Genomic DNA, 20,045 nt, shown 5'->3' on the forward strand with positions numbered 1-20,045 from the left:
GGTTCCGCAACGCCGACAACCAGCGCCTACGCACACGCTGCGTTACCACCCGCCGAGCCCGTGGACACCTCCGCACCGCTCAACTTTGAAGACCCTCCATACCCTCTCCGCCTATCGGCACGGTGGGGGCCACGAGGCTGCCGTCCGATGTCCGCATCGGCGACTTCATCCTCCTCGACGGCCAGTACCAGCGGGTCCAGGACATGAGGTCCGCCGGCACTCCGGCCCACCGCGTTCTGCACTTCGCCGGACGCGCCCCGTTGATCATGCGAGAGGCCCGGACCACCTACCGGTCCCTCGAACACCGCTGATCACGGCCCGCTCGGGCAACGCACCTTCCTTCTCACCTCACCACGCGAGGAGCACGGTCATGCGCTTTCGCAAGATCCACGGCGCAGGAAACGACTTCGTCCTGCTCTCCGGCCAAGGACCGGACTACGACAAGGACTGGCCCAAGGAGGCCGAGCGCCTATGCGCCAGACGTACCGGCGTAGGCGCGGATGGGCTGGTCCTCAGCCAATTGGTCAGCGACGACCCCGTCGTCCTCGACGTCACCTGCTTCAACGCGGACGGGTCGATCGCAACGATGTGCGGCAATGCCCTGCGATGCTCCGCCTGGGCCGCTCGCCACGATCACGGCTTCCAGCAGATGAGTCTCCGCATGGCCGGAGTCGTGCACGAGGCGGTCGTGTCGGACGACTCCGTGTGGGTCACGGTCGAAGTGAGCGAAATCCTCCCCCGGCGCTTACAAACGGTCATCAACGGCAGACCGACCTGGTTCGACAGCGCCCACACCGGCACGGAGCACGTCGTAGCCATCGTGGGCAACGTGGACGCCATCGACGCGGTAGTGGTAGGTCGCATCATCCGTCACCATCCCGATCTGGCCCCGCTGGGCACGAACGTCAACTTCGTTCAGTCCGCCGGCCACCAGGCGCTGAAGATCCGCACCTACGAACGCGGCGTCGAGACGGAAACCCTGTCGTGCGGAAGCGGGGCAGTCGCCGCCGTCGTCGTCGCGACCATGCGCGGGCTCGTCGCACGACGCGCCGTCACCGTTCACAACCGCGCCGGGGAGCCGCTCACGGTCCGGCCACACGACGCCCGGCCGAACCGAACGCAGTGGGTCGGCGGTCCGGTCACCAACACCTTCGAAGGGGTACTCGCATGACTTTCTTCCTCAGCCCCAGCTCGGATCGCGCGGTGCGGAAGGCCGCCGAGGACCTTCGCGAGTGGGGACGGATCCGTCAGGGCCTCGGCGTCGCCCTGATCTACGGGCCCGTGTCCGCCGAGGACCGGCTCTACCACTCGAAGTGCCCCGTCGAACGGCGGTCCGTCACCGCCCTGGCCGGGGCGCTGGAGGAGATCGGTGCCCGCTGGAAGGTGCTGGACCCGTGCGAACCGGACTTCATCATGGATCTGGTCGGGTACGACGTGGTCCTCTCCAACCTTCACGGGCCGTACGGGGAGGACGGCCGGTTGCAGGGCCTGCTCGACTACCTTCGCGTGCCCTACTGCGGCAACGGGGTCGGGGCATCCGCGGTGGCCGCCGACAAGATCCTTTGCAAGCGGGTGATGCTGACCCTCGGCGTACCCACGCCTGGCTGGCATGTCTGGACCGTTGGCCCGGCGACCTGGAAGGGCCGCCCTGTGATGGTCAAGCCGCCCTTCGGCGGTTCCAGCGTGGGCATGAGCCTCGTACACAGCCGGGCCGAGCTGCCCGGCGCCCTGGCAGGGGCTGCCGTCGACGAGGGCACGGCCGTGCTCGTGGAAGACTACGTAAGTGGCACGCCGCTGACCGTGGGGCTGCTGGAGCTTCCGGGCGGCTCCGTCATCGTCTTCCCGCCGTTGGCCACTGAAGCCAACGAAGCCGAGTTCTACGACGCCGACACGAAGATCGACGTGGACTCCAGGGGCACCGTAACCGTGCGCGCCGCCGAGCTGGCGCCCGATGTGCTGGACAGGATCACCAGGGACGTCCGGACGCTGTGGGACGGGATCGGGCTGCGCGGTTCAGCCCGTATCGACTTGATCCTCACCGAGGACGGCGAGCCGTACGTGCTGGAAGTCAACAGCACGCCGGGCATGTCCCGTGACAGCAACTTCGCGGTAGGGGCGGCGATGATCGGGCTCACGCACACGGATGTCGTCTTGGCGATGCTGCACGAGGCCCTGGCCCGCCCGCCATACGATGTGCCCCTGCCCGCTCCCGCGTTCTCCAGCGCCACACTGACTCGGGAGGCTGCCGTCTCCCCGTAGGAGCTTGCCGCTGTGCCGCGCGTCCACGAGGTCCCCATGTGCCGACAGCTCATCGCCCCCGCCGAGTGGGATCTACACGGGGGCTGGGCACTGGGAGACAGGACCGAATGGTCCAACCGGGCGTGCGGCCTGGCATCGCTGAGGATGATCCTGCTCACCTACGGGCACGGGGCGCCCACGGTGACGGAACTCCTGAAGCTCGCGGTCAAGCACGAGGTTCTGACCCCGCGCGGAGCACTCCACGCGGGAATCGCGAGCCTGGCGACCGACCTGGGAGTGCCCGCTCTCGCAGGGCGCGTGCCCGTCGAAGAACTGCTCGGCCGCCTCGATCACGCCCCACTCATCGTGTCGGTGACCGAGCAGTTCCCCGACGACGGCCGTTCAGGCGGTCATCTCGTCATCCTCCGCGGCTACGAGGACGGCCCCGACCCGACGATCCTCTTCCGGGACCCGTCGGCCTGGGGCCAGACGCACGATCGCATCCCTCTCAGCCGCTTGTCCCCCTCCTACACCGGCCGCGCGATCACCTTCGCGCCCCTGATTCACAACGGAGACTCTTGATGACCGAGACGAACGGCGAGACCACCGAGACCACCGAGGCCGCAGGCGGCCGAAGGATCGCCGTACTCGGAGAGATGCTGGAACTGGGTGACGAGGCAGTCGAAGCCCACCGCGAGATCGGGCGCTTCGCAGCCGAGAGCGGCGTCGACCTTGTCGTGGCAGTCGGCGGGGACCTCGCCAAACAGCTCGCCCTCGCGGCCGGCGCAGCAGGAGTTCCGGACATTGCGATGGCAGGCGACAACGCCACCGCTGCCGCATACCTGGAATCCGTCCTCCGCCCCGATGACGTTGTACTCGTCAAGGCATCCCGCGGCGGCCAGCTCTGGCAGATCGCCCAAGCGCTCACGGGGCAGCCCGTCACGAGCCTGTGAGCTGGCTCGGACCCGCTATGGTCCTTCTTTCTGATCAGGTCTGCCCCGAATGACGGGGCCTGCCAGCCGCGCGACTTCGGCCAGATCCGGACCGGCTGATTGACTCTTCCCGATAGAGGATGGCCATCAGCCCGGGAAGCGCGACAGCACCTCGTGGGCGGCTTGCCGCCCACGCTGGATCAAGTGCACCCGCAGCTCAAGTGCCCGTTGATGTTCCTCCGCCTGGACGGCGACGAGCGACAGAGGCCGGCGTGGGGCGTTGAGCGGAGGCACTGGGGTTGCGGCCACGACTTCGATCTGAGGGTGCACGCGGAGAAGGCGGGGCAGGGGGCGCTGCTGTCGTCGCCGCGAGATCGTTCAGCGTGGCATTCACCACCGGCCAGCACATGTCGAGCGTGTCGCGGTTCGGGCTGTGTCCGGTCCGTTTCTCCGCCAGGGGATGGACGAGATTCCTGTAGTGCCGGACAAGCTCCGAGGCCAGTTTGGCATCGTGCTCGATCCACTTGTTCTTGTACGCGAAGTCGACGAAGTCATTCAGCCCCATGTTCCGCAACGGCTTCGGCATGCGTACGCCTGCGGCGCGGACGTGCGCGGCATGCGCGAGCACTCCCTCCAAGAGGCTGCCCAGCATGATGACCGCAGACGTGTAGGCGCCGTGCTCGTAGCAGGTGCGTGCCTCGTCCAGCCGGAGTTGCACAGTGGCAGCGAGTTCCGGGTCGCTCACTACCTCCGTCACGGAGACCTTCAGCTCGACACGCGGCAGCTGCCGTACTTCGCTCTCGAAACCGGCTTCGCAGCGGACAAGGACCGGCTGGCCTCCGCCGTCGCCGATCCGACGTCCGTCGAGCACGAGTATCTCGTTGAGCCGCCTCAGGGTGGCGTGGTACTCCTGCTGCTGGTTGTAGTACTCAAGGCGATTCGCCAGGCGAAGGACGGCTCGCTTGGCGTCGTCCGTACCGTCCTCCTGTCGCTCCCTGAGGAGATCCAAGGTCCACTTGTGCCGCGGTGTGCCGTCGTACTCCGGACCGTCGTCCCAGCCCGCCCGCTGGAAGAACGCGGCTATCTCGTACCCCTTCCGGTAGAGCAGCGGCGGCTCGTCCCCGCAGATCAGGTGGGCGACCTCTGTCAGTGTGCTGTCGTCGAAGATCTCGTTCACATCAGGCTCCTTCGAGAGAGACGGACGCATCCTCATCGAGCATGGCGTCGAGTTCGTCAGTGGTGAGGTCGGCATCGTCCATCTCGACCGGGGCCCAACCGCCCCCCGTGTCGCCCTGGGCCTCCTCGGTGACTCCGGGCCGGATACCCAGAGCGTCAAGGCGCTTCCACAATGGCGTCAGCGATTCCTCCGGCGACAGCGCGAACTCGCTGCTGCGTACGCGCCAGAACCGCCACCCCGCCCGGCGCAGTTCTCGCTCTCGCTCGTAATCGTCACGGATCTGGTCGGGGGTGGAGTGATACGGGCTACCGTCGCACTCCACTGCGAGGCGGCCTGCTTCTCCGACGACGACGAGGTCGATGCGTTTGCCGCTGACTTTCCACTGGGGGACGACGTGGTAGCCGCGTTCCTTGATCCTGCGGAAGACCCGCTGCTCGAACAGAGACTCGAACGAATCGCAATGCTCGTCGGTTGAGACAGCTGACAGGCTGGGAGAGGTGCCCTGGAGTTCCGGCGGCGCCTGCATATAGGTGAGCAGGATCCTCGGAGTCAACATCGAGGATCTGGACTTCGCCGGGCGCCGTTGCCCGGTCAAGGCGAAGGGCGCCCGGACCAAAGCCCGCCGCCGGGGCCAGGCTCGCGAGGACTACGTGCTGGAGCCCGTGTACTGGGATGCCGGTACCGCTCGGCTGCTGCCCCGTCTGCTGAAAGGCCGCACCCGCGGGCCGGTGTTCGTCACCCACCGCCGCCCGGGGCCGGGCAAGGTCGTCAGCCCCCGCGACGTGTGCCCGGACACCGGCCTGGCTCGTCTCTCCTACGGGCCGGCCGGCCCGCGCCCTGCTCGACGAGCACACGGCCCTGCGCGGACCGGGCACGGGCTGGGACCTGCACGAGTACCGCCACTCCGCCCTGACCCGCCTCGGCGAACAGGGCGCCTCGCTGTTGATGCTGATGGCGAAGTCCCGCCGCAAGAAGCCGGAGAACGTCCGCCGCTACTTCAAGCCGTCCCCCGAGGCGATCGCCGAGCTCACCAGCCTGCTCGCGCCCGGCGTCAGCAACCGCCGAGCCGCGTTCCTTGATCCTTCTCGGTGGCAACGGCGAAGGCGGACAGAAGCGTCGCAGCGGCGAGGCTGCCCCATAGGGCAGCCGAGCCGTGGGAGGCGAGAGTGGTGATGACCGCCGGGGAGACGGCGAGGCCGAAGCCCCAGGAGAGCTGGAAGCGGGCGAGGGCGCGTCCCAGGACATGGGCCGGGGCGAGGGCGGTGACGAGCGCGGTTACGCTGCCGGTATAGATGATCTCGCCGATGGTGCAGACCACGGACACCGCGGCGATGGCCGGGGCACCCCAGCCGTGTCCCAGTGAGGTGGCCGCGAGGAAGCCGAGGTAGGACGCGGCGAGCACCACGCCGGCAAGAGCCAGCACGGTCCGCCGGGAGAAGCGGGACATCAGGACAGTGACCGGAACCTGCAGGGTGACCACCAGCACAGTGTTCGCCACAAAGATGGCTGCCGACCACACGGGGGATGCGTGTAACTGTGTCACCAGGACCAGAGGCAGCGCGATTTCGGGGACGTTGAGGCAGAAGACGAAGACCACGTTGGCGGCCAGCAGCACGCGCATCCGAGGTGCGGGCCCGTCGGCCCTGTCCTTGGCCGAAACAGCGGCCGGATCCGTGTGCACGTGAACCGACCATGCCAAGACTGCCGCAGCGAGATAGGCGAGCCCGGTGACGGCTGCCAGCGCCTGCAACGCGGTGGTGCCGCCCGCCAGGGCTGCGGTGGCGATGAGCGCGCCGACGCCCAGGCCGGCGTTGCGCAGGGCGCGGCCTGCCGCGAGGGCGGCGTCGCGTTCCCGGCCGTGGGCGACCGTGGCGACGAGAGCCGCGTGGGCGGCCGGCCAGGCCTGGTTGCCGATGCCGAGGAAGAGCGCAGCCGTCGCGAACAGCCAGACGTGCCCCGCCGGGGCGGCCAGCAGCAGCGCCACGCCCACCACCCGCACCAGCATCGACGCCGCCACGACCGTGCTGCGTGCGCCCCGGTCCAGCCATCGGCCCACCGCGGGCGTGCACACCAGACCCACGACGATGCCGGCCGTCATGGCGACGCCGGTGGCCGCCGCGGACAGCCTGAGCACCGTTATCCCGTAGAGCAGCAGAAAGGGCCGCAGCAAGCCGGTGCCGAGCGCGTCCACGGCCAGAGCGACGGCATAGCGGGGGCCTCCGGAGGCACGGACGAGGGCGCGCGGCTGGATCTTGGTTGTGGTTGCCATGACGTCAATGGTGCGTTCGGCCGCCGGGCCGACTATGTCGGTTGACGGACATCGTCAATCGACGTGGTCGTCGGCCATCCGGCCAGCGATGATCAGGGGATGACGTTGAGGATCGACATCGGCGGCCTGCCGTCCGGGCGACTGCGGTTCGCTGCCTCCCCGCTGGCCGAGCTGACCGCGATGCTGCACGTGCTGGCCGAACCCGCGCATCACCCGCAGCTCGCCGGCTGGGCCGGGGACGTCTGGGCTGGGCTGTGGCCGGAGCTGGCCGAGCGGCTCAGGGAGGCGGAGTTCCTCTGGCGTTCCTCACGAGCCGACTTCCTGGTCCCCGCTCGTCCCCGGCCGACCCTCACCGAGGAACTGGACGATGTAGACCGGATCGACGACGAAACCTATGTGACCGCCGCGCTCATCACCAGCAGCAACCGGGGCCACTTCGCCGCGCCATCGCCGCTCGCCGACGCGACGGCGCGTGAGCGGGCCCTGGACCTGGCCCAGGCCCGCGGCGCGCTCCAAGAAGCCTTCGCGGAACGGCTGCTCGCGGACCCGGCCGTCGTGCGGGCACGGGTGCGTCACACCCTCGAACAGTGCGCCGAGGCCTTCTTCGACGCCGCCTGGACGGGCGTCGCCGTGCAACTCGCCACCGACCTGCGCCTGAAGAACGACCTGCTGAAGCGCCAGGGCATCGGGGCGGCACTCGCATCGGTCTCCAGCGCCGTCACCCTGGAGCCGGACAGCAACTGCATCATCGTGGACAAGCTGCAGGACAATGCGACCGCCGCCCACGGTACCGGGGTCACCTTCCTCCCCAGCGTCTTCGGCCGCCCGCACCTGGTGGTGGTCCACGCGCCCGGGTGGCAGCCGGTGGTGCAGTACCCCGTGGCCGAGGCGAGTCCATCGGAGCCGGTATCGCTGGAAACGGTCACGCTACGGCTGGAGGCACTCGCGCATCCGGTACGGCTGCGGCTGCTGCGCACCCTGGCCCGCGGCCCGCACACCACCGGTGAGCTGGCCCACGCCTGGGAACTTTCACCCCCGGAAGTTTCCCGCCACCTCGCTGTCCTGCGCCGCGCGGGCCTGCTCACGGCCCGGCGGCAGGGTCGTTACGTCCATTACACCCTCAATCTGCCCGATCTGACGGCACTGGGGGCCGACCTGCTGGCGGCCGTACTGCGCTGAGTAGCTTCGGTCTGCCAGAACGCGGGCGACCGCCGCCTTCGCAACATCGTCCGACTCGGCAGGCCGCCGAGCAGTACCGGCGCGACCGCCTGCTGCCCTCGGGCAGCCGGGCAGCGCACTGGCTGCACCGCCGGAAGTCATCCTGTCCGGCCGTGCGGGCCAGGGCCTGTCACTCCTCGTCGATCGCGTCCTTGTCGCGAAGGGGACGCAGACCGCCGGGCAGGTCGGGGAGCTGGAAGGAGTAGTGGCCGAACACGTTGATGTGGTGGCGTACGAACGGGACAGCCTGGCGACGTCCTCGTCACGGATATCGAAGCCGTCCTCGCGGAGCTGGGTGACGGCGGCGTCCATGTAGCGGGTGTTGAACAGCACGAGTGCGTTGAGGACCAGGCCGAGCGCGCCGATCTGGTCCTCCATGCCGTCCTGGTAGCGCTGGTAGAGCTGCCCGGCCCGGCCGTGGAAGATCTTCCGTGCGAGCGGTGGCGGCCTTCCTGGAGGTTGGCCTGCACGTTGATCTGCCGTTTCCGGCATCGATCAGGGCCTCGGGTACGTGTCGGAGTGCTCGAACTCCCGGGCGACGGGCCGGACCTCCTTGTCGACGAACTCGTGGACGGTGCCGACGATCAGCCGATCCTCGTCGAGAGCGCTCATGCCGTGTTCCTCCTCAGGCTACTGTCAGGAGGACTCATGACACCACGCGCCGCCCGCGCGCCCCGCGTGCCCGTTCGAAGGACGTCGATGACCGAACACGACCGGCCGGCCCCGGCCTTCGCCCGCGCCCAAGACGGCACCGCCTTGGCATACCAGCACCATGGGGAGGGGCCGCCGCTGGTGCTGCTCGCTGGGCAGGCGAACGACCACCACTGGTGGGACGGCGTGCGCGAGGACTTCCACACCGTGCGCTCCACCGTCACCCTGGACCTGCGCGGCACGGGCGACAGCGACAAGCCCGAGGGGCCGTACTCCATCCGGCAGTTCGCGGACGACGTCGTCGCGGTCCTGGACGCGCTCGGTATCGCGCGCGCCGACGTGTACGGCACCTCGATGGGCGGCCGGGTCGCGCAGTCGCTCGCGATCCGCCACCCGGAGCGGGTCCGCCGGCTGGTCCTGGGCTGCACCTCCCCGGGCGGTCCGCACGCCGTGGAACGCGACGCGTCGGTACGACGGTCCCTCGCACAGCCGGACGCGGAGGCTGTACGCCGGGTGCTGGCCGACCTGATGTACTCGCCCGCCTGGCGGGCCGCGCACCCCGGCCCTTACCGCACCCTCGGCGACCCGCGGATGCCCGCCCACGCGCGCCGCGGCCACCTCATCGCCAGCAACGAGCACGACGCCTGGAGCGAACTGCCGCGCGTTGCGGCACCCACCCTGATCCTCCACGGCGACCAGGACCGGCTGACCCCGCCGGACAACCTCCCGCTACTCGCCTCCCGTATCCCCGGTGCCCGTACCCACCTCTTCCCGGGTGCCCGGCACGCTTACTTCGAGGAGTGCCAGGACGAGGCGGGGAAGCTGGTGCGGAGGTTCCTCGTCGAGGAGGGATGACGGTGCGGCAGTACCCTCCCGTCGATCGGCGCGTAAGTCGAGGCTTGGGCCGTGGTCTGATGTGGGCCGCGTAGAAGACGTAGTCGACGGTGACGGTGGAGAACGAGGAGCCTGGCGGGGAACGTCATGAGGCAAGCCGGATCCGGCGCTGTCTGCACTCGGCGATCTGGCTGCAGAGGTTCTCCACGGAGAAGGGAACGCTGAGATTGTCCCTCCCCTCGTAGCGTGGAGCCCGTGATTGCAGGCAGAGTTGGGGTTCATGGGGTCCAAGCAACGGACATGTACACCTGAGTTTCGTGAGGGTGCCGTACGCATCGTGATCGAGGCCGAGAGGCCGATCCCGGAGGTCGCTGAGGAGCTCGGTGTCCACTCGGGCACGCTGCACAGCTGGGTCTCGGCGCTGGCGGAGCGCGCCGAGCGGAAGTGGGATCCCCCTCCACACGGCAGTGCTCTGGCTCCATGTGGGAGGGATGCCCTCGGAGAAAGGTCCCGCTGCGGGCCGCTCAGGAAGCGAGGTCGACGTATCGGGCGTAGAGGGCGGCCTGAGTGCGGTGGGCGGCGCCGATCTTGAGATATATGCTGCTGAGATGGTTCTTAACAGTCTTCTCGGATATGTCGAGCCTTCGGGCGATGAGCCGGTTACTTAACCCCCGGGCCAGCAGGCGGAGTACGCCCCGCTCGCGTGCGGTGAGGGCGGGGCCGGCGGGCGGCGCATCTTTCTCGGGGACGGGAGCGGACGCCGGAGCGGACGGAGCCGCTTCCTCGAGGTCGGTCAGGCCGACGTGTCGGGCGTAGAGGGCGGCCTGAGTGCGGTCGGTGGCGCCGATCTTGGGATATATGCTGCTGAGATGGTTCTTAACAGTCTTCTCGGATATGTCGAGCCTTCGGGCGATGAGCCGGTTACTTAACCCCCGGGCCAGCAGGCGGAGTACATCTAACTCCCGGCAGGTGAGTTTTGCGGCCGGTGCTTCTTCCACGTCTTGCCTCTCTCTTGCTTCTCCGAAACGGCATGAGAAAAAACGTCCAAGGACTTCATTCACGCGGCACCCCCTGGCGCTGAGCGGTGAGCGCCGGCAGGTCACCTGACAGGCGGCGGTCACGGCAGGCGGCCCAGCGTCTCGCCCAGCCAGGCCGTTCAGGCCGGGGAGCGCAGGACGTCGGTGTGGCCGCCGGGGAAGGTGTGGAGGGAAAAGGGGCCGGACGTGACGCGGCGCCAGGGGACCAGGCCAAGGGCGCTGGTCAGGGGGTCGGCGTCACCGCGCAGCGCGAGGGGCGGAGGTGGCCTCGAACCGGGCAAGGAGACGGAGGTCCTGGAGGGTGGTGTCCACGACGATCTCCCGCCATTCGCCGTAGGGGGCATCGGCCAGGGCGTCGTGGGAGGCGGTGGCCTTCTCGGGCAGTTTCAGGAGCCCGGGGCGCGGCTCCGGACCTCAGCAGGGCGGCGACCTCGCTTCCGGCCTCCTCCAGTCAAGCTATGCCCTGTTATTGACCAATCCGTAACTCCGCCGGACGGATCGACTGTCACTACTGGCTCACCATGAATGTCGAAGCCCAGCGGAACGATGGAAAGCGCATATGGGTATGACGTCAATGCAATCTCCCCTGTGTAAACACGCCAAATCGTTCGCAGACGAAAATGGCAACGCTGCGAAGAATCGGTGGCGCGACTGCAAAGCGGCACGTATCTGGCCGACGACGGCGTCCCCCTTGACGCTCGCTCGAGGCGCAGGCTGGAACTGATCAAGTATGTTTAAGCTACATGCTTGTGTGATCAATTGACCAGTGGTTATCGGTCAACTATTGAAGCGCGCCAATACTCCAGCCAGATCGTGATCTTGCTCGTGGGACCTGGTCCGGGAACGGGTACGGCCACTGTTGATCACCGTGACTTGTATGGAGGAACGATGAGACGGTGGCCGTAAATCACCGCATAGATCCTGCTCGTTGGCGGGAGGCGTTCGAGGTGGCCATGGGCCGTATCGCGGGACGGTTCGCCCGGGTCGAACCACGACGCCGGGCTGGGCGGTTGGTGCTGGGCCTGCTGTCGGACCTGCCGCGCAACAACGGCTGGGTGCCCCATGAGGCGCCATGTGACCGAGTGGAGGTGTGAGACCTCTACCGCCGGGCCGTCGCAGCGGCCGGGTAGAAGCTGAGGGCAGTCGGGCGACGTGAGGTCGCGTGATGTGAGTGATCGCAGCGATTGAGGGATCGGAGGAGGTGATGTTCGACGTTGCGATCGGGCGAGTGTCCAGGGCATCACGCCGTCGCAAGACCCTCATCGTCTGCTGTGACTGCCGCGGCGGAATCCACAGCGGATTCCCCGTTCGGCAGGATTCGATGGAATCGACGCTGGAGAGCCGGGTGCGGTGATAAGTCGCATGCCCGGTTCGGTGGGGGCTGCCTGAAAAGGGTCCGTGTCAACGGACACCTCGCCGGCGGCCTACCCTGCGGGGCCGGCAAGTCGGCAGGGAGGATGCCGCAATGCCGGGAGGCCGCTGGTGTCCTGGGGTGGCGCCTCCAGCGTCACCGCAAACGCGGGACCCAGAAGCACTACGTCTACCACTACCCCTCCAAGAAGGCTCTCCGAACCGTCAAGGACCAAGGTCAAGACGCTGTGCCGACAGGACACGAACCTGCCGCTGGCAGTCGTGCTTCACCATCTCAACCCGGTGCGCTCGGCTGGTACGCCTCATGGGCCGCTGCGGCGAGGCGGTGAGCCTGGAGAACTTCGGTGCGTCGGCCCCCTTCCGGACGCTGTACGAGCAGTTCGGCCTGACCGCGCCGCGCGTCGCGGCCTCTGCCCGATCCAGCCTCGACCGTATGGACTCGGTCTGACCCGCCTCATACCGCTCCACTTCTGGGACGCGGGGTCTGCGGCGGGGGGCCTCACACCCGCCAGTCGCCCGCGATCTTCAGCAGATGGTCGTTCTCCTCGGGAGTACCGATGGTGATCCGCACCCCCTCGTCGCCGAAGGGGCGCACCATGACACCCGCCGCCTCGCACGCGTCGGCGAACGCCGGTGTACGCGAGCCGAGGCGCAGCCAGACGAAGTTGGCCTGGCTGTCAGGAACGCTCCAGCCCGCGGCCCGCAGAGCACGGGTGACCCGGGCGCGCTCGGCCACCAGGGTCTGTACCCGCTCCAGCAGTTCGGGTCCCGCGTTCAGCGAGGCCCGCGCGGCGGCCTGGGCGAGTCCGCTGACGCCGAACGGCACGGCGCAGGCCCGCAGCGCGGCCGCGACCGGCGGATGCGCAACCGCGTAGCCGACGCGCAGTCGCGCCAGCCCGTACGCCTTGGAGAACGTGCGCAGAACGGCGATGTTGGGACGGTCGCGGTAGAGCTCGATGCCGTCGGGTACGTCGGTGTCGTCGACGAACTCGCGGTACGCCTCGTCGAGCACTACCAGCACGTGGCCCGGCACCCGGTCGAGGAAGCGCTCAAGCTCACCGCGGTGCACGGCCGTGCCGGTCGGGTTGTTGGGGTTGCACACGATGATCACGCGAGTGCGGTTTGTCACCGCATCGGCCATGGCCTCCAGATCGTGCCGCTCGTCACGCAGCGGAATCTGCACAGGAGTTGCCCCGGTGGCCCAGATGAGTAGCGGGTATGCCTCGAACGAGCGCCAGGCGAACAGCACTTCGTCCCCTTCGCCAGCCGCGGCGCACAACAGGTCCTTGGTGACCCCGAGGGATCCGGTGCCGGGCACGAGGTGCTCCGGGGGCACCGCGAGGGCTGCGGACAGCTCCGTGACCAGTTCACTGCTCTTGGAATCGGGATAGCGGTTGACGCGCCCCAGCTCCTCGCGCATCGAGGCGACGACCGACGGCAGCGGGGGGTAGGGATTCTCGTTCGATGACAACTTGTCCACCAGGTCGCTGGGCGCGGCCCGGCCGGGGACGTAGCGAGGCAACCCGGAGACATCGGCGCGCAGCCGGGGGGCAGGTGCAGGGGGCATCGAGGGAACTTCCTGAACGGGGGAAGCGGACGGTCGTGCGGGGGGGTGGCGTTCATCGGGGGCTCCGGGGTATCCGGGGGCCAGGCACCGCGACGGGGCGCGCGGGCGTGAGATCCAGCCCGCGCGCCGACACCTCTGCCGTGGTCAGCTGCGTGTCTCGCTCACCTCTCGGGTCCGGCGGCGCGCGCCACTGCGGCACAGCGGACCGCCGGGGTTGTCGCAGGCAGGGTCAGCCGACGGCCTCAGCGGGCGCGTTCTCCTCCTCAACGGCCGTGGTCCGTACTCCTGCCTTGGCGAACTCCTCCAGGAAAGTGGGAAAGGACAGCCGGACGTCTTCGAAGCCCGAGAACCGGTTGGCGGACTGCATCCGCAGGCCTGCCACGAACAGCGACATGAAGATGCGGTGGTCGCCCCAACTGGACAGCGTCACTCCGCCGGGGTACGTCCGCGCGCCGCGGACCTCGAAGCCGTCGCAGATCCCGTCGTCGTACAGGACCTCGATGTCCACGCCCGCGCGGGTCAGTTCGGCGGCCATGGCCTCGATGCGAGACGCCTTGTGGAAGCGGGTGAGGCGTCCGCCGGTCACCCGCAGGCTGCCCTGCACGTACGCCCCGAGGGCGGCGAGCGTGGGCACGATGTTGGGGCAATCCCGCACATCCACCTCGAAGTCGCCGCACAGACTGCCCGGCGGGTTGTCGACGGTCAGCGACGAGGTGGCCCGGTCGAAGGTGACGCTCACCCCGAGCTGCTCCAGGATCGGGACGATCGCGAACTCGCCCTGCATGCTGTCGCCATACACGTTGGTCAGGACAGTCCGGCCCGGGAAAAGCGCGGCGGCGGCCAGCAGGTACGAGGCCGAGGTGTAGTCCTCGTGCGTGGTGACGTCCTGGGCCTGGTAGGAGGAGGGCTCCACCTGGTAGTGACGCATGTCCTCCGACGCGGAGACCTTGATACCCGCGTCAGCCAGGCTGGCCAGCGTCTGCCGGATGTATGACTGGGAATAGACCTCGCCCGTCACCTCGATCTCCACCGGGCCGTCGGCCAGCGGCGCGGCGAACAGGATGGCGGTGATGAACTGCGAGCTGATGTCGCCCGGCAGCCGGCAAGTGCCGCCCTTCAGGCCGCGTCCCCAGTTGACGACCGGGGCCTTGTTCTCGCTGACGATCGACTCGATGTCCGCGCCGAGTTCGCGCAGCGCCTGCAGCAGGGGCTCCATCACGCGGTTGCACAGGGTCGCGTCGCCCGTCACCACGACCGGCGACGGCAGTACGGACGCCAGCGCCGTCACGACGCGGAACACCAGACCCGAGCCGCGGGACTGGATGACGCGCCGGATGTGCGGGAGCGCCCCTCCGATGCCCTGGATCTCCAGGAAGCCGTCGTGCTCGGTTATCTTGGCACCGAAGGCACGGCAGGCGTTCTTCATGGTCTCCGTCTCGTCGCAACGGAGATCGTTGAAAACCCGTGACGTGCCATCGGCCAGTGTGCCGGTCAGAATCGCCCGTTGCGTCTCCGGTTTCGAAGAAGGGACGCGGAACGTTCCGGAAAAGGAATCGACCGGATCAACCTTCAGCAGCATCCTAGTATCTCCCGTTTCCCATCATTCGCCGTCTGATACCTTTGCAAGCGATGTCGCTTTGACGTCCGGGCCGGCGATATCCGCGGAGCGAGAACATGTCATCCCGCCGCTTGGCGCTTCGATGTCGGGGCGGCAGTTCGGGAAAAGCCTCCTGGCGCGCACGACAGCCCTCCTCCGGCGGTGGGAGCGCGATAAGAATTCTGTGTCCCGTGCGGCGCACGGGCAATAGGTCCATCTGCCCATGGCGTTTCCGGCACAAGGTGGTCCGGAACCTCTTTACCGCCGAGGTTTGTCCCGGACACTGTCGTCGGTGCTCAGCGCCATCACCGGGGCCGGCGGCCAGGCCGTCATCAACACACTGATCAACGGCGAACGTGCCCCGCAGACCCTGGCCGAGCTGGCCATCCGCCGGGCCCGCAGCAAGATCCCGGTCCTCACGAAGCCCTGGACGGAACCTTCACCGAGCACCACGCGTTCATGTGCCGGCATTACCTGGACGAGCTCGACCACCTCGCCGCCGCGGTCGGCCAGTTGGACACACGGATCACCGCGCTGCCGGCCCGGCTGGAGCGCGACACGGACATCGAGAACTCGACACGATTCCCGGTATCGGACCCGCGGCCGCTCAGATCATCATCGCCGAGACCGGCGGCGACATGGCCCGGTTTGCCACCCCCGGGCATCTCGCCTCCTGGATCGAGGTCTGCCCGGGGATGAACGAATCCGCCGGTGTCACCAAGTCCGGCCGCACCCGCCCAGGCAACAGCAATCTGAAACGCCTGCTGGGCATCGCCGCGATGTCGGTGACCCGGAACAATGACTGCTACCTCAGTGCCTACTACCGGCGGATCGCTGCCCGTCGCGACCGCCAGCACCTGCTACCAGGACCTTGGCACCGACTACTTCACCCGCCGCGACCCCGAACGCCCATGTGGCGCGTGGCCAAGGAAGCCAACCGCCTCGGACTCACCGTCCGCTTTGAACCCATCTCAGCGGCCTGAACCGTGCACTCACCCAATTTTTCGTGTCAGAGTCCCGGTATTGAGGCCAGCCAGGCAGCACATGCCCGCGTGCCCGCGCACCTGCAACGCCGGGGGCGCTGGGACTTAGGTCCTATTCTGACCAAGCCGGTCCCATGCGAGGCTGAGGCAGCGCGAACAAACGCGTTGGGGGCCGTTCCCGGGATTCAGGTTCGGGTTCATTCTTCGGTTCCGAAAGGCCCGCCGCCGCCGTCAACCGGCCCTCCCCGGCCGGGCACGTCCATGCATCCTGTGAACCGTGAGGACGACATCCATGTCCGGCGCAATCCTGTTTTTGAACCGCTGGCCCTTGTACGAGGACGAGCGGCGCTGGGAGAACCGCCTCGCCGCTCCCGAAATCGTCTTCCGCCCGGAGACCGACCGCGTCACGTACGTTTGCGACGAGGGCGGCCGCAGCGGAGTGCCCGCCGACGCCGAACGGGTCCACGTTGTACCGGACTTCGGCAACCTGGACGGCGTGCTGGGGCTCGTCGACGCCGTCGTTCGCGACGAAGGCCCGTTCGACCACGTCATCGCCTTCTCCGAAACGCTCCTCGACCTCGCGGCGACCCTGCGCGAGCGGTACTGCATCCCGGGCTCCAGCCCCGAGGAGACCTCCCGGCTCCGCGACAAGACCGTCATGAAGGAGACGGTGTCGCGGGCCGGCATCCGAGTGCCGCGTTGGGCGCCCTGCCGCACCGAGGACCAGATTCTCGCGGCCGCCGAGGAGTTCGGCTACCCCGTGATCGTCAAGCCGGTGCGAGGGGCGTCCAGCCAGGGTGTGCGCGAGATCGCCTCGGCCGAGGAGCTGCGGGCCTTGTGCGCCGAACGGAGCCTGCACGACCTCGAGATCGAGGAGTTCGTACGGGGCGAGATCCTGCACGTCGACGGCGTCCTGGACGCCGCGGGCAAACCGCTGTTCCTGTGTACCTCGCGCTACGTCTCCACCTGCCTGGACTTCGAGCTCCTGGGCGAACCGCTCGGCTCCGTCTTCCAGACGGAACCCGCGGTGCGCGGCCGCTGCGAGGACTTCGCCGTGCGCTGCCTGACCGCGCTCGGCCTGCGGAGCTCCGCCTTCCACCTCGAACTCTTCGACACCGGCGACGAGCTGGTGTTCCTGGAGGTCGGAGCCCGGGTGCCAGGCGCCGACGTGCCGTACGTCATCCACGACGTCCACGGCGTCAACCTGTTCCGGCTGTGGGTCGACGTGCTGCTGGGCCGCCTGGTGGACCCGCCGGTCCCCGACCCGGAGCTGAGCGGCGGCTGGCTGATCATCCCAGGTCCCAAGCCGCTGCCCCAGAAGGTCACCGCCGCCACCCCGCTCCTGGGTGAAGTTCCCTACGTCTACCGGGAGTTGGTGCCGAGGGCGGGCGAGGTTCTGGTCTCCCGGCCCGGCTCGTACGCCACGCTCCAAGGCGGCCGCTTCCTTTTCCGGGGCGGCACCCAGGAGCAGATCGAGGAGGCCGTGCGCCAGGCGCGTGCGCAGTACCGCCTGACGACGGAGCCCGTCCCGTAGACCGCCCGAACCATCTCGTGCCATCGACAATCGAACCGTCGAGTCCGTGGAGGAAGACGTGGGTCAGTTGAACCATGCGGAGCTGGTCGACAAGAACTTCGTGGTGTTCGCCGAGGGGTGCTTCGGACTCTTTACGAGCAAGATCGCCGCCTCACTGATCCGCTACCGCGGGGACCGCTGCGTCGCCGTGATCGACAGCCGCAAGGCCGGCCGGACCGTCCAGGACGAGCTCGGCTACGGCGGCCCGATCCCGATCGTCGGCCGCGTCGAGGACGCTTTGCACCTGCGCCCCGAGGTCCTGGTCATCGGCAAGGGCCTGCATTCCGCCGAACTGCCCTCCGGCTGGAAGCCGCACCTCCTCGCGGCCGTCCAGAACGGCCTCCACCTGATCAACTCGATCCACTTCCGCCTCACCGGCGACCCGGACATCGCCCGCGCCGTCCGTGAGAAGGGCATCACCGTCTGGGAGACCAAGGACGCCCCGAAGGTGCCGCTCAACAAGGCCCGCGTCCTGGACCTGGACACCTGGGTCATCCACACGTGCGGCAGCGACTCCAACATCGGCAAGAAGACCGCCGGCCTGGAGATCTGGAACGAGGCCAACCGCCGGGGCATCCCCACCGGCTTCGCTGCCACCGGCCAGAGCGGCATGATGATCTCCGGCCATGGCGTCGCGGTCGACGGCGTACCGGGCGACTTCATGGCCGGCGCCGTCGAGCAGGTCGTCATGGAGGCCGCCGCCGACAACGAATGGGTCGTCGTCGAGGGCCAGGGTTCCCTCAACCACATCGGGTTCAGCAGCGTCGCCCTCGCCATCCTCCACGGCGCCCTGCCGCACGCCCTGGTCTTCTGCCACCGCCTCGGCGCCGAGCGCACCAAGGTCTGGGAGACGCCCATCATCCCTATCCCCGAGCTCATCCGCATCAACGAGGAGCTCACCGTCTTCGAACGGCCCGCCAAGGTCGCCGCCGTCAGCGTCAACAGCAGCGGCTTCACCGAGGAGGACTACCGCCGTGAGGCCGAGAAGCTGGAGGCCGATACCGGACTGCCTGTCGTCGACCCGGTCCGTGAGGGCGGCGCCGCCCAGCTCGTGGACATCCTGCGCGCCCACCAGCGCGAGACCGCGGACCGGCTGCCGGTCCGCCAGCGCTGAGGGCGGACCCGGAACTCAAAGGAGGTGCACAGATGAAGAGAGCGGTCCTGCTCCTCATGCACCAAGGCAAGTCGTACACCGAGGAGGTCGCCGCGGCCACCGCCGGGCTCGGCCTGACCCTGGTCGCCCTCAGCTCCCGGCCGGAGACGCCAGGGGTCCTGGACACGAGCCGCCGCCACGTGGCGGACTGCGTGGTCACCGAGGAACCCGAACTGCGCTCCAGCGACGTCGAGAAGGCCGTTCGCGAACTCGCCGAACGGGGCTACCGGGTCGAGGCCGCCCTCGCCACCTTCGAGGGCTACCGGCTCCTGATGGCCGAGCTCAACGAGCGGCTCGGCGCGCGCGACTCGGCCGAGCCCGCGCTGCGGCTCTGCCTCGACAAGTACGAACTGCGCCGCTACCTCTTCGCCGAGGGACTGAGCGAGGTCCGGGTACGCCGGCTCACCCCCGGCGTGACCCCCGAACTCGACCCCTCCGCACGCTGGTTCGTCAAGCCGGTGCGCGGTGCCTCGTCCTTCGCGACCTTCGTCCTGGAGGACGCCGACGACCTGGCCGACCTGCCCGCAATCCAGGAGCAGATGCGCGCCGACCAGCGCATGAAGGCGATCTTCATGGACCGGTACGACTTCCTCGTCGAGGAATACGTCGAGGGCCCGGAGTTCAGCTTCGAGACTTTCGTCCTCGACGGGCGGGTCCACCACCTGTGCGTCCACGAGAAGGCCCGCGTGGAACGCCTGGAGCGGACCACCCTGGAGGGGATGTCGGTCAGCCCGCCCGTCGGCATCGACCGTGAACTCGTCCTGGAGGGATCCGACTACGTCACCCGCTGCCTCGCCGCGCTGGCGGAGCACGGGCTGACCGCCGGCGCCTTCCACATCGAGGTCAAGTACTGGGAGTCGAAGAAGCGCTGGGAGATCATCGAGATCAACCCCCGGGTCGGCGGCAGTCTCATCGACGCCAGCGTCCAGACCGTCACCGGGCACTCCCTCCTCGACCTGTGGGTCGAGTCCCTGCGGCTGCCCAACGGCGAACGGGACGCCTTCCACGACCGGCTCATCCGCGCCTCCCAGTTGGAGGCCCTGCGCACCGGCGCGCCCGTCCAGGCGAGCGTGTTCCTCAGCAAGTACGGAGAGAAGGGGCGGACCGTCGACGCGATCGGCTTCGACCCGCCCACCCGGCCGCCCCGGATCCTGCGCATCCACGTGGCGGAGGGAACCCGACTCGATGTGTCCGACCGGGCGATCTGCCTGATGGACGCCCTGTGGGACGTGGCGGCCGACGACCTCGACGCCGAGACCGCCTTCCTCGACCGGCACGCGACGGAGCATTTCCATGTCCGCTACCGCTGACCCGACGACCCGATCCTCGGCCTGTACGCGGGCGCCGAACCGGAGATCCGGGCCACCGTCCCGCTGTGCGGCTGCGAGAACCTCGTCCGCCCGGGTCCACACCTCCGGGTTCACCCGGGTCGCCGAGCGGATCGC

19 protein-coding genes and 4 pseudogenes are annotated in these 20,045 nt (G+C 68.5%); 14 read left to right on the top strand and 9 right to left on the bottom strand.

The annotated features are described in order from the left end of the window. Positions 1-122 precede the first annotated feature (122 nt). From ABZS71_RS30890 to ABZS71_RS30910, 5 genes are read left to right on the top strand one after another with little or no spacing between them, the layout of a single operon-like run. Positions 123-311 (top strand): hypothetical protein, encoded by a 189-nt coding sequence (locus tag ABZS71_RS30890; protein ID WP_356215302.1) that lies wholly within the window; start codon positions 123-125, stop codon positions 309-311. Between the two features lie 59 nt (positions 312-370). Continuing rightward, the gene (dapF, locus tag ABZS71_RS30895) at positions 371-1,171 is read left to right on the top strand and encodes a diaminopimelate epimerase (protein WP_356215304.1); all 801 of its coding nucleotides are present in this window, start codon (positions 371-373) and stop codon (positions 1,169-1,171) included. Further along, entirely contained in the window at positions 1,168-2,259 is a 1,092-nt protein-coding gene (locus ABZS71_RS30900; protein ID WP_356215306.1) for an ATP-grasp domain-containing protein, read from the top strand. Before dapF ends, ABZS71_RS30900 begins: the two co-directional genes overlap by 4 nt. A 36-nt stretch (positions 2,260-2,295) precedes the next feature. Next, a complete protein-coding gene (locus ABZS71_RS30905; RefSeq protein WP_356215349.1) occupies positions 2,296-2,820 on the top strand; it encodes a C39 family peptidase in 525 nt (174 codons plus the stop codon). Then, the gene (locus ABZS71_RS30910) at positions 2,820-3,191 is read left to right on the top strand and encodes a UDP-N-acetylmuramoylalanyl-D-glutamate--2,6-diaminopimelate ligase (RefSeq protein ID WP_356215308.1); all 372 of its coding nucleotides are present in this window, start codon (positions 2,820-2,822) and stop codon (positions 3,189-3,191) included. Before ABZS71_RS30905 ends, ABZS71_RS30910 begins: the two co-directional genes overlap by 1 nt. Before the next feature lie 196 nt (positions 3,192-3,387). Here ABZS71_RS30910 and ABZS71_RS30915 read toward each other — a convergent pair whose 3' ends face one another. Further along, entirely contained in the window at positions 3,388-4,383 is a 996-nt protein-coding gene (locus tag ABZS71_RS30915; RefSeq protein ID WP_356215310.1) for a hypothetical protein, read from the bottom strand. Continuing rightward, a complete protein-coding gene (locus ABZS71_RS30920) occupies positions 4,349-4,903 on the bottom strand; it encodes a hypothetical protein (RefSeq protein ID WP_356215312.1) in 555 nt (184 codons plus the stop codon). Before ABZS71_RS30920 ends, ABZS71_RS30915 begins: the two co-directional genes overlap by 35 nt. Here ABZS71_RS30920 and ABZS71_RS30925 point away from each other — a divergent pair. Further along, positions 4,887-5,409, top strand: a pseudogene (locus ABZS71_RS30925) (site-specific integrase); the annotation flags it as partial. The gene ABZS71_RS30920 and the pseudogene ABZS71_RS30925 sit on opposite strands and share 17 nt — an antisense overlap. On the opposite strand, the gene ABZS71_RS30930 reads toward ABZS71_RS30925, so the two are convergent. Beyond that, positions 5,399-6,616 (bottom strand): MFS transporter, encoded by a 1,218-nt coding sequence (locus tag ABZS71_RS30930; protein ID WP_356215314.1) that lies wholly within the window; start codon positions 6,614-6,616, stop codon positions 5,399-5,401. The pseudogene ABZS71_RS30925 and the gene ABZS71_RS30930 sit on opposite strands and share 11 nt — an antisense overlap. 99 nt (positions 6,617-6,715) lie before the next feature. Here ABZS71_RS30930 and ABZS71_RS30935 point away from each other — a divergent pair, with 99 nt between their 5' ends. Next, positions 6,716-7,795 (top strand): helix-turn-helix domain-containing protein, encoded by a 1,080-nt coding sequence (locus ABZS71_RS30935; protein WP_355845311.1) that lies wholly within the window; start codon positions 6,716-6,718, stop codon positions 7,793-7,795. A gap of 169 nt (positions 7,796-7,964) precedes the next feature. Here ABZS71_RS30935 and ABZS71_RS30940 read toward each other — a convergent pair. Continuing rightward, positions 7,965-8,319 (bottom strand): annotated as a pseudogene (locus tag ABZS71_RS30940) (Tn3 family transposase); the annotation flags it as partial. A gap of 214 nt (positions 8,320-8,533) precedes the next feature. Here ABZS71_RS30940 and ABZS71_RS30945 point away from each other — a divergent pair. Both ABZS71_RS30945 and ABZS71_RS30950 read left to right on the top strand, forming a co-directional pair. Continuing rightward, positions 8,534-9,340, top strand: a complete 807-nt coding sequence (locus ABZS71_RS30945) for an alpha/beta fold hydrolase (protein WP_356043288.1) — start codon at positions 8,534-8,536, stop codon at positions 9,338-9,340. 259 nt (positions 9,341-9,599) lie between these two features. Next, positions 9,600-9,911 (top strand): transposase, encoded by a 312-nt coding sequence (locus tag ABZS71_RS30950; RefSeq protein ID WP_355845536.1) that lies wholly within the window; start codon positions 9,600-9,602, stop codon positions 9,909-9,911. Here ABZS71_RS30950 and ABZS71_RS30955 read toward each other — a convergent pair. From ABZS71_RS30955 to ABZS71_RS30965, 3 genes and pseudogenes are all read right to left on the bottom strand, one after another. After that, positions 9,844-10,041: pseudogene (locus tag ABZS71_RS30955) on the bottom strand (LuxR C-terminal-related transcriptional regulator); the annotation flags it as partial. The gene ABZS71_RS30950 and the pseudogene ABZS71_RS30955 sit on opposite strands and share 68 nt — an antisense overlap. A 99-nt stretch (positions 10,042-10,140) precedes the next feature. Then, a pseudogene (locus ABZS71_RS30960) lies at positions 10,141-10,440 on the bottom strand (response regulator transcription factor); the annotation flags it as partial. A gap of 35 nt (positions 10,441-10,475) precedes the next feature. Continuing rightward, positions 10,476-10,637, bottom strand: a complete 162-nt coding sequence (locus ABZS71_RS30965) for a hypothetical protein (RefSeq protein WP_355845321.1) — start codon at positions 10,635-10,637, stop codon at positions 10,476-10,478. Between the two features lie 1,394 nt (positions 10,638-12,031). Between ABZS71_RS30965 and ABZS71_RS30970 the strand changes: the two genes are divergently transcribed. Beyond that, positions 12,032-12,175, top strand: coding sequence for a hypothetical protein (locus tag ABZS71_RS30970; protein WP_355945005.1), 144 nt, complete (start codon positions 12,032-12,034; stop codon positions 12,173-12,175). A gap of 51 nt (positions 12,176-12,226) precedes the next feature. Here ABZS71_RS30970 and hisC read toward each other — a convergent pair whose 3' ends face one another. Both hisC and aroA read right to left on the bottom strand, forming a co-directional pair. Continuing rightward, on the bottom strand, positions 12,227-13,294 hold the full coding sequence (gene hisC, locus ABZS71_RS30975) for a histidinol-phosphate transaminase (protein WP_356215317.1): 1,068 nt from the start codon (positions 13,292-13,294) through the stop codon (positions 12,227-12,229). Positions 13,295-13,523: 229 nt separating this feature from the next. After that, the gene (gene aroA, locus ABZS71_RS30980) at positions 13,524-14,873 is read right to left on the bottom strand and encodes a 3-phosphoshikimate 1-carboxyvinyltransferase (RefSeq protein WP_356215319.1); all 1,350 of its coding nucleotides are present in this window, start codon (positions 14,871-14,873) and stop codon (positions 13,524-13,526) included. A gap of 479 nt (positions 14,874-15,352) precedes the next feature. Here aroA and ABZS71_RS30985 point away from each other — a divergent pair, with 479 nt between their 5' ends. The 4 genes from ABZS71_RS30985 to ABZS71_RS31000 all read left to right on the top strand — a co-directional run bounded on the left by ABZS71_RS30985 (position 15,353) and on the right by ABZS71_RS31000 (position 19,910). Next, entirely contained in the window at positions 15,353-15,874 is a 522-nt protein-coding gene (locus ABZS71_RS30985) for an IS110 family transposase (protein WP_356215321.1), read from the top strand. Positions 15,875-16,166: 292 nt separating this feature from the next. Continuing rightward, the gene (locus tag ABZS71_RS30990) at positions 16,167-17,408 is read left to right on the top strand and encodes an ATP-grasp domain-containing protein (RefSeq protein ID WP_356215323.1); all 1,242 of its coding nucleotides are present in this window, start codon (positions 16,167-16,169) and stop codon (positions 17,406-17,408) included. Between the two features lie 58 nt (positions 17,409-17,466). Next, a complete protein-coding gene (locus ABZS71_RS30995) occupies positions 17,467-18,561 on the top strand; it encodes a DUF1611 domain-containing protein (protein ID WP_356043280.1) in 1,095 nt (364 codons plus the stop codon). 32 nt (positions 18,562-18,593) lie between these two features. Further along, on the top strand, positions 18,594-19,910 hold the full coding sequence (locus ABZS71_RS31000; RefSeq protein ID WP_356215325.1) for an ATP-grasp domain-containing protein: 1,317 nt from the start codon (positions 18,594-18,596) through the stop codon (positions 19,908-19,910). The last annotated feature ends 135 nt before the right edge of the window (positions 19,911-20,045 follow it).

The sequence above is a fragment of the Streptomyces sp. NPDC005393 genome (assembly GCF_040606675.1).
Taxonomy (GTDB): domain Bacteria; phylum Actinomycetota; class Actinomycetes; order Streptomycetales; family Streptomycetaceae; genus Streptomyces.

What these genes read in the sequence shown, in the direction of transcription:
- ABZS71_RS30950 (WP_355845536.1), top strand. Translation starts at nt 9,600, where the DNA reads ATGGGGTCCAAGCAACGGACATGTACACCTGAGTTTCGTGAGGGTGCC.
- ABZS71_RS30930 (WP_356215314.1), bottom strand. Translation starts at nt 6,616, where the DNA reads ATGGCAACCACAACCAAGATCCAGCCGCGCGCCCTCGTCCGTGCCTCC.
- dapF (WP_356215304.1), top strand. Translation starts at nt 371, where the DNA reads ATGCGCTTTCGCAAGATCCACGGCGCAGGAAACGACTTCGTCCTGCTC.
- ABZS71_RS30900 (WP_356215306.1), top strand. Translation starts at nt 1,168, where the DNA reads ATGACTTTCTTCCTCAGCCCCAGCTCGGATCGCGCGGTGCGGAAGGCC.
- ABZS71_RS30990 (WP_356215323.1), top strand. Translation starts at nt 16,167, where the DNA reads ATGTCCGGCGCAATCCTGTTTTTGAACCGCTGGCCCTTGTACGAGGAC.
- ABZS71_RS30915 (WP_356215310.1), bottom strand. Translation starts at nt 4,383, where the DNA reads ATGAGGATGCGTCCGTCTCTCTCGAAGGAGCCTGATGTGAACGAGATC.
- ABZS71_RS30910 (WP_356215308.1), top strand. Translation starts at nt 2,820, where the DNA reads ATGACCGAGACGAACGGCGAGACCACCGAGACCACCGAGGCCGCAGGC.
- ABZS71_RS30945 (WP_356043288.1), top strand. Translation starts at nt 8,534, where the DNA reads ATGACCGAACACGACCGGCCGGCCCCGGCCTTCGCCCGCGCCCAAGAC.
- ABZS71_RS31000 (WP_356215325.1), top strand. Translation starts at nt 18,594, where the DNA reads ATGAAGAGAGCGGTCCTGCTCCTCATGCACCAAGGCAAGTCGTACACC.
- ABZS71_RS30970 (WP_355945005.1), top strand. Translation starts at nt 12,032, where the DNA reads ATGGGCCGCTGCGGCGAGGCGGTGAGCCTGGAGAACTTCGGTGCGTCG.
- aroA (WP_356215319.1), bottom strand. Translation starts at nt 14,873, where the DNA reads ATGCTGCTGAAGGTTGATCCGGTCGATTCCTTTTCCGGAACGTTCCGC.
- hisC (WP_356215317.1), bottom strand. Translation starts at nt 13,294, where the DNA reads ATGCCCCCTGCACCTGCCCCCCGGCTGCGCGCCGATGTCTCCGGGTTG.
- ABZS71_RS30920 (WP_356215312.1), bottom strand. Translation starts at nt 4,903, where the DNA reads ATGTTGACTCCGAGGATCCTGCTCACCTATATGCAGGCGCCGCCGGAA.
- ABZS71_RS30935 (WP_355845311.1), top strand. Translation starts at nt 6,716, where the DNA reads ATGACGTTGAGGATCGACATCGGCGGCCTGCCGTCCGGGCGACTGCGG.
- ABZS71_RS30905 (WP_356215349.1), top strand. Translation starts at nt 2,296, where the DNA reads ATGTGCCGACAGCTCATCGCCCCCGCCGAGTGGGATCTACACGGGGGC.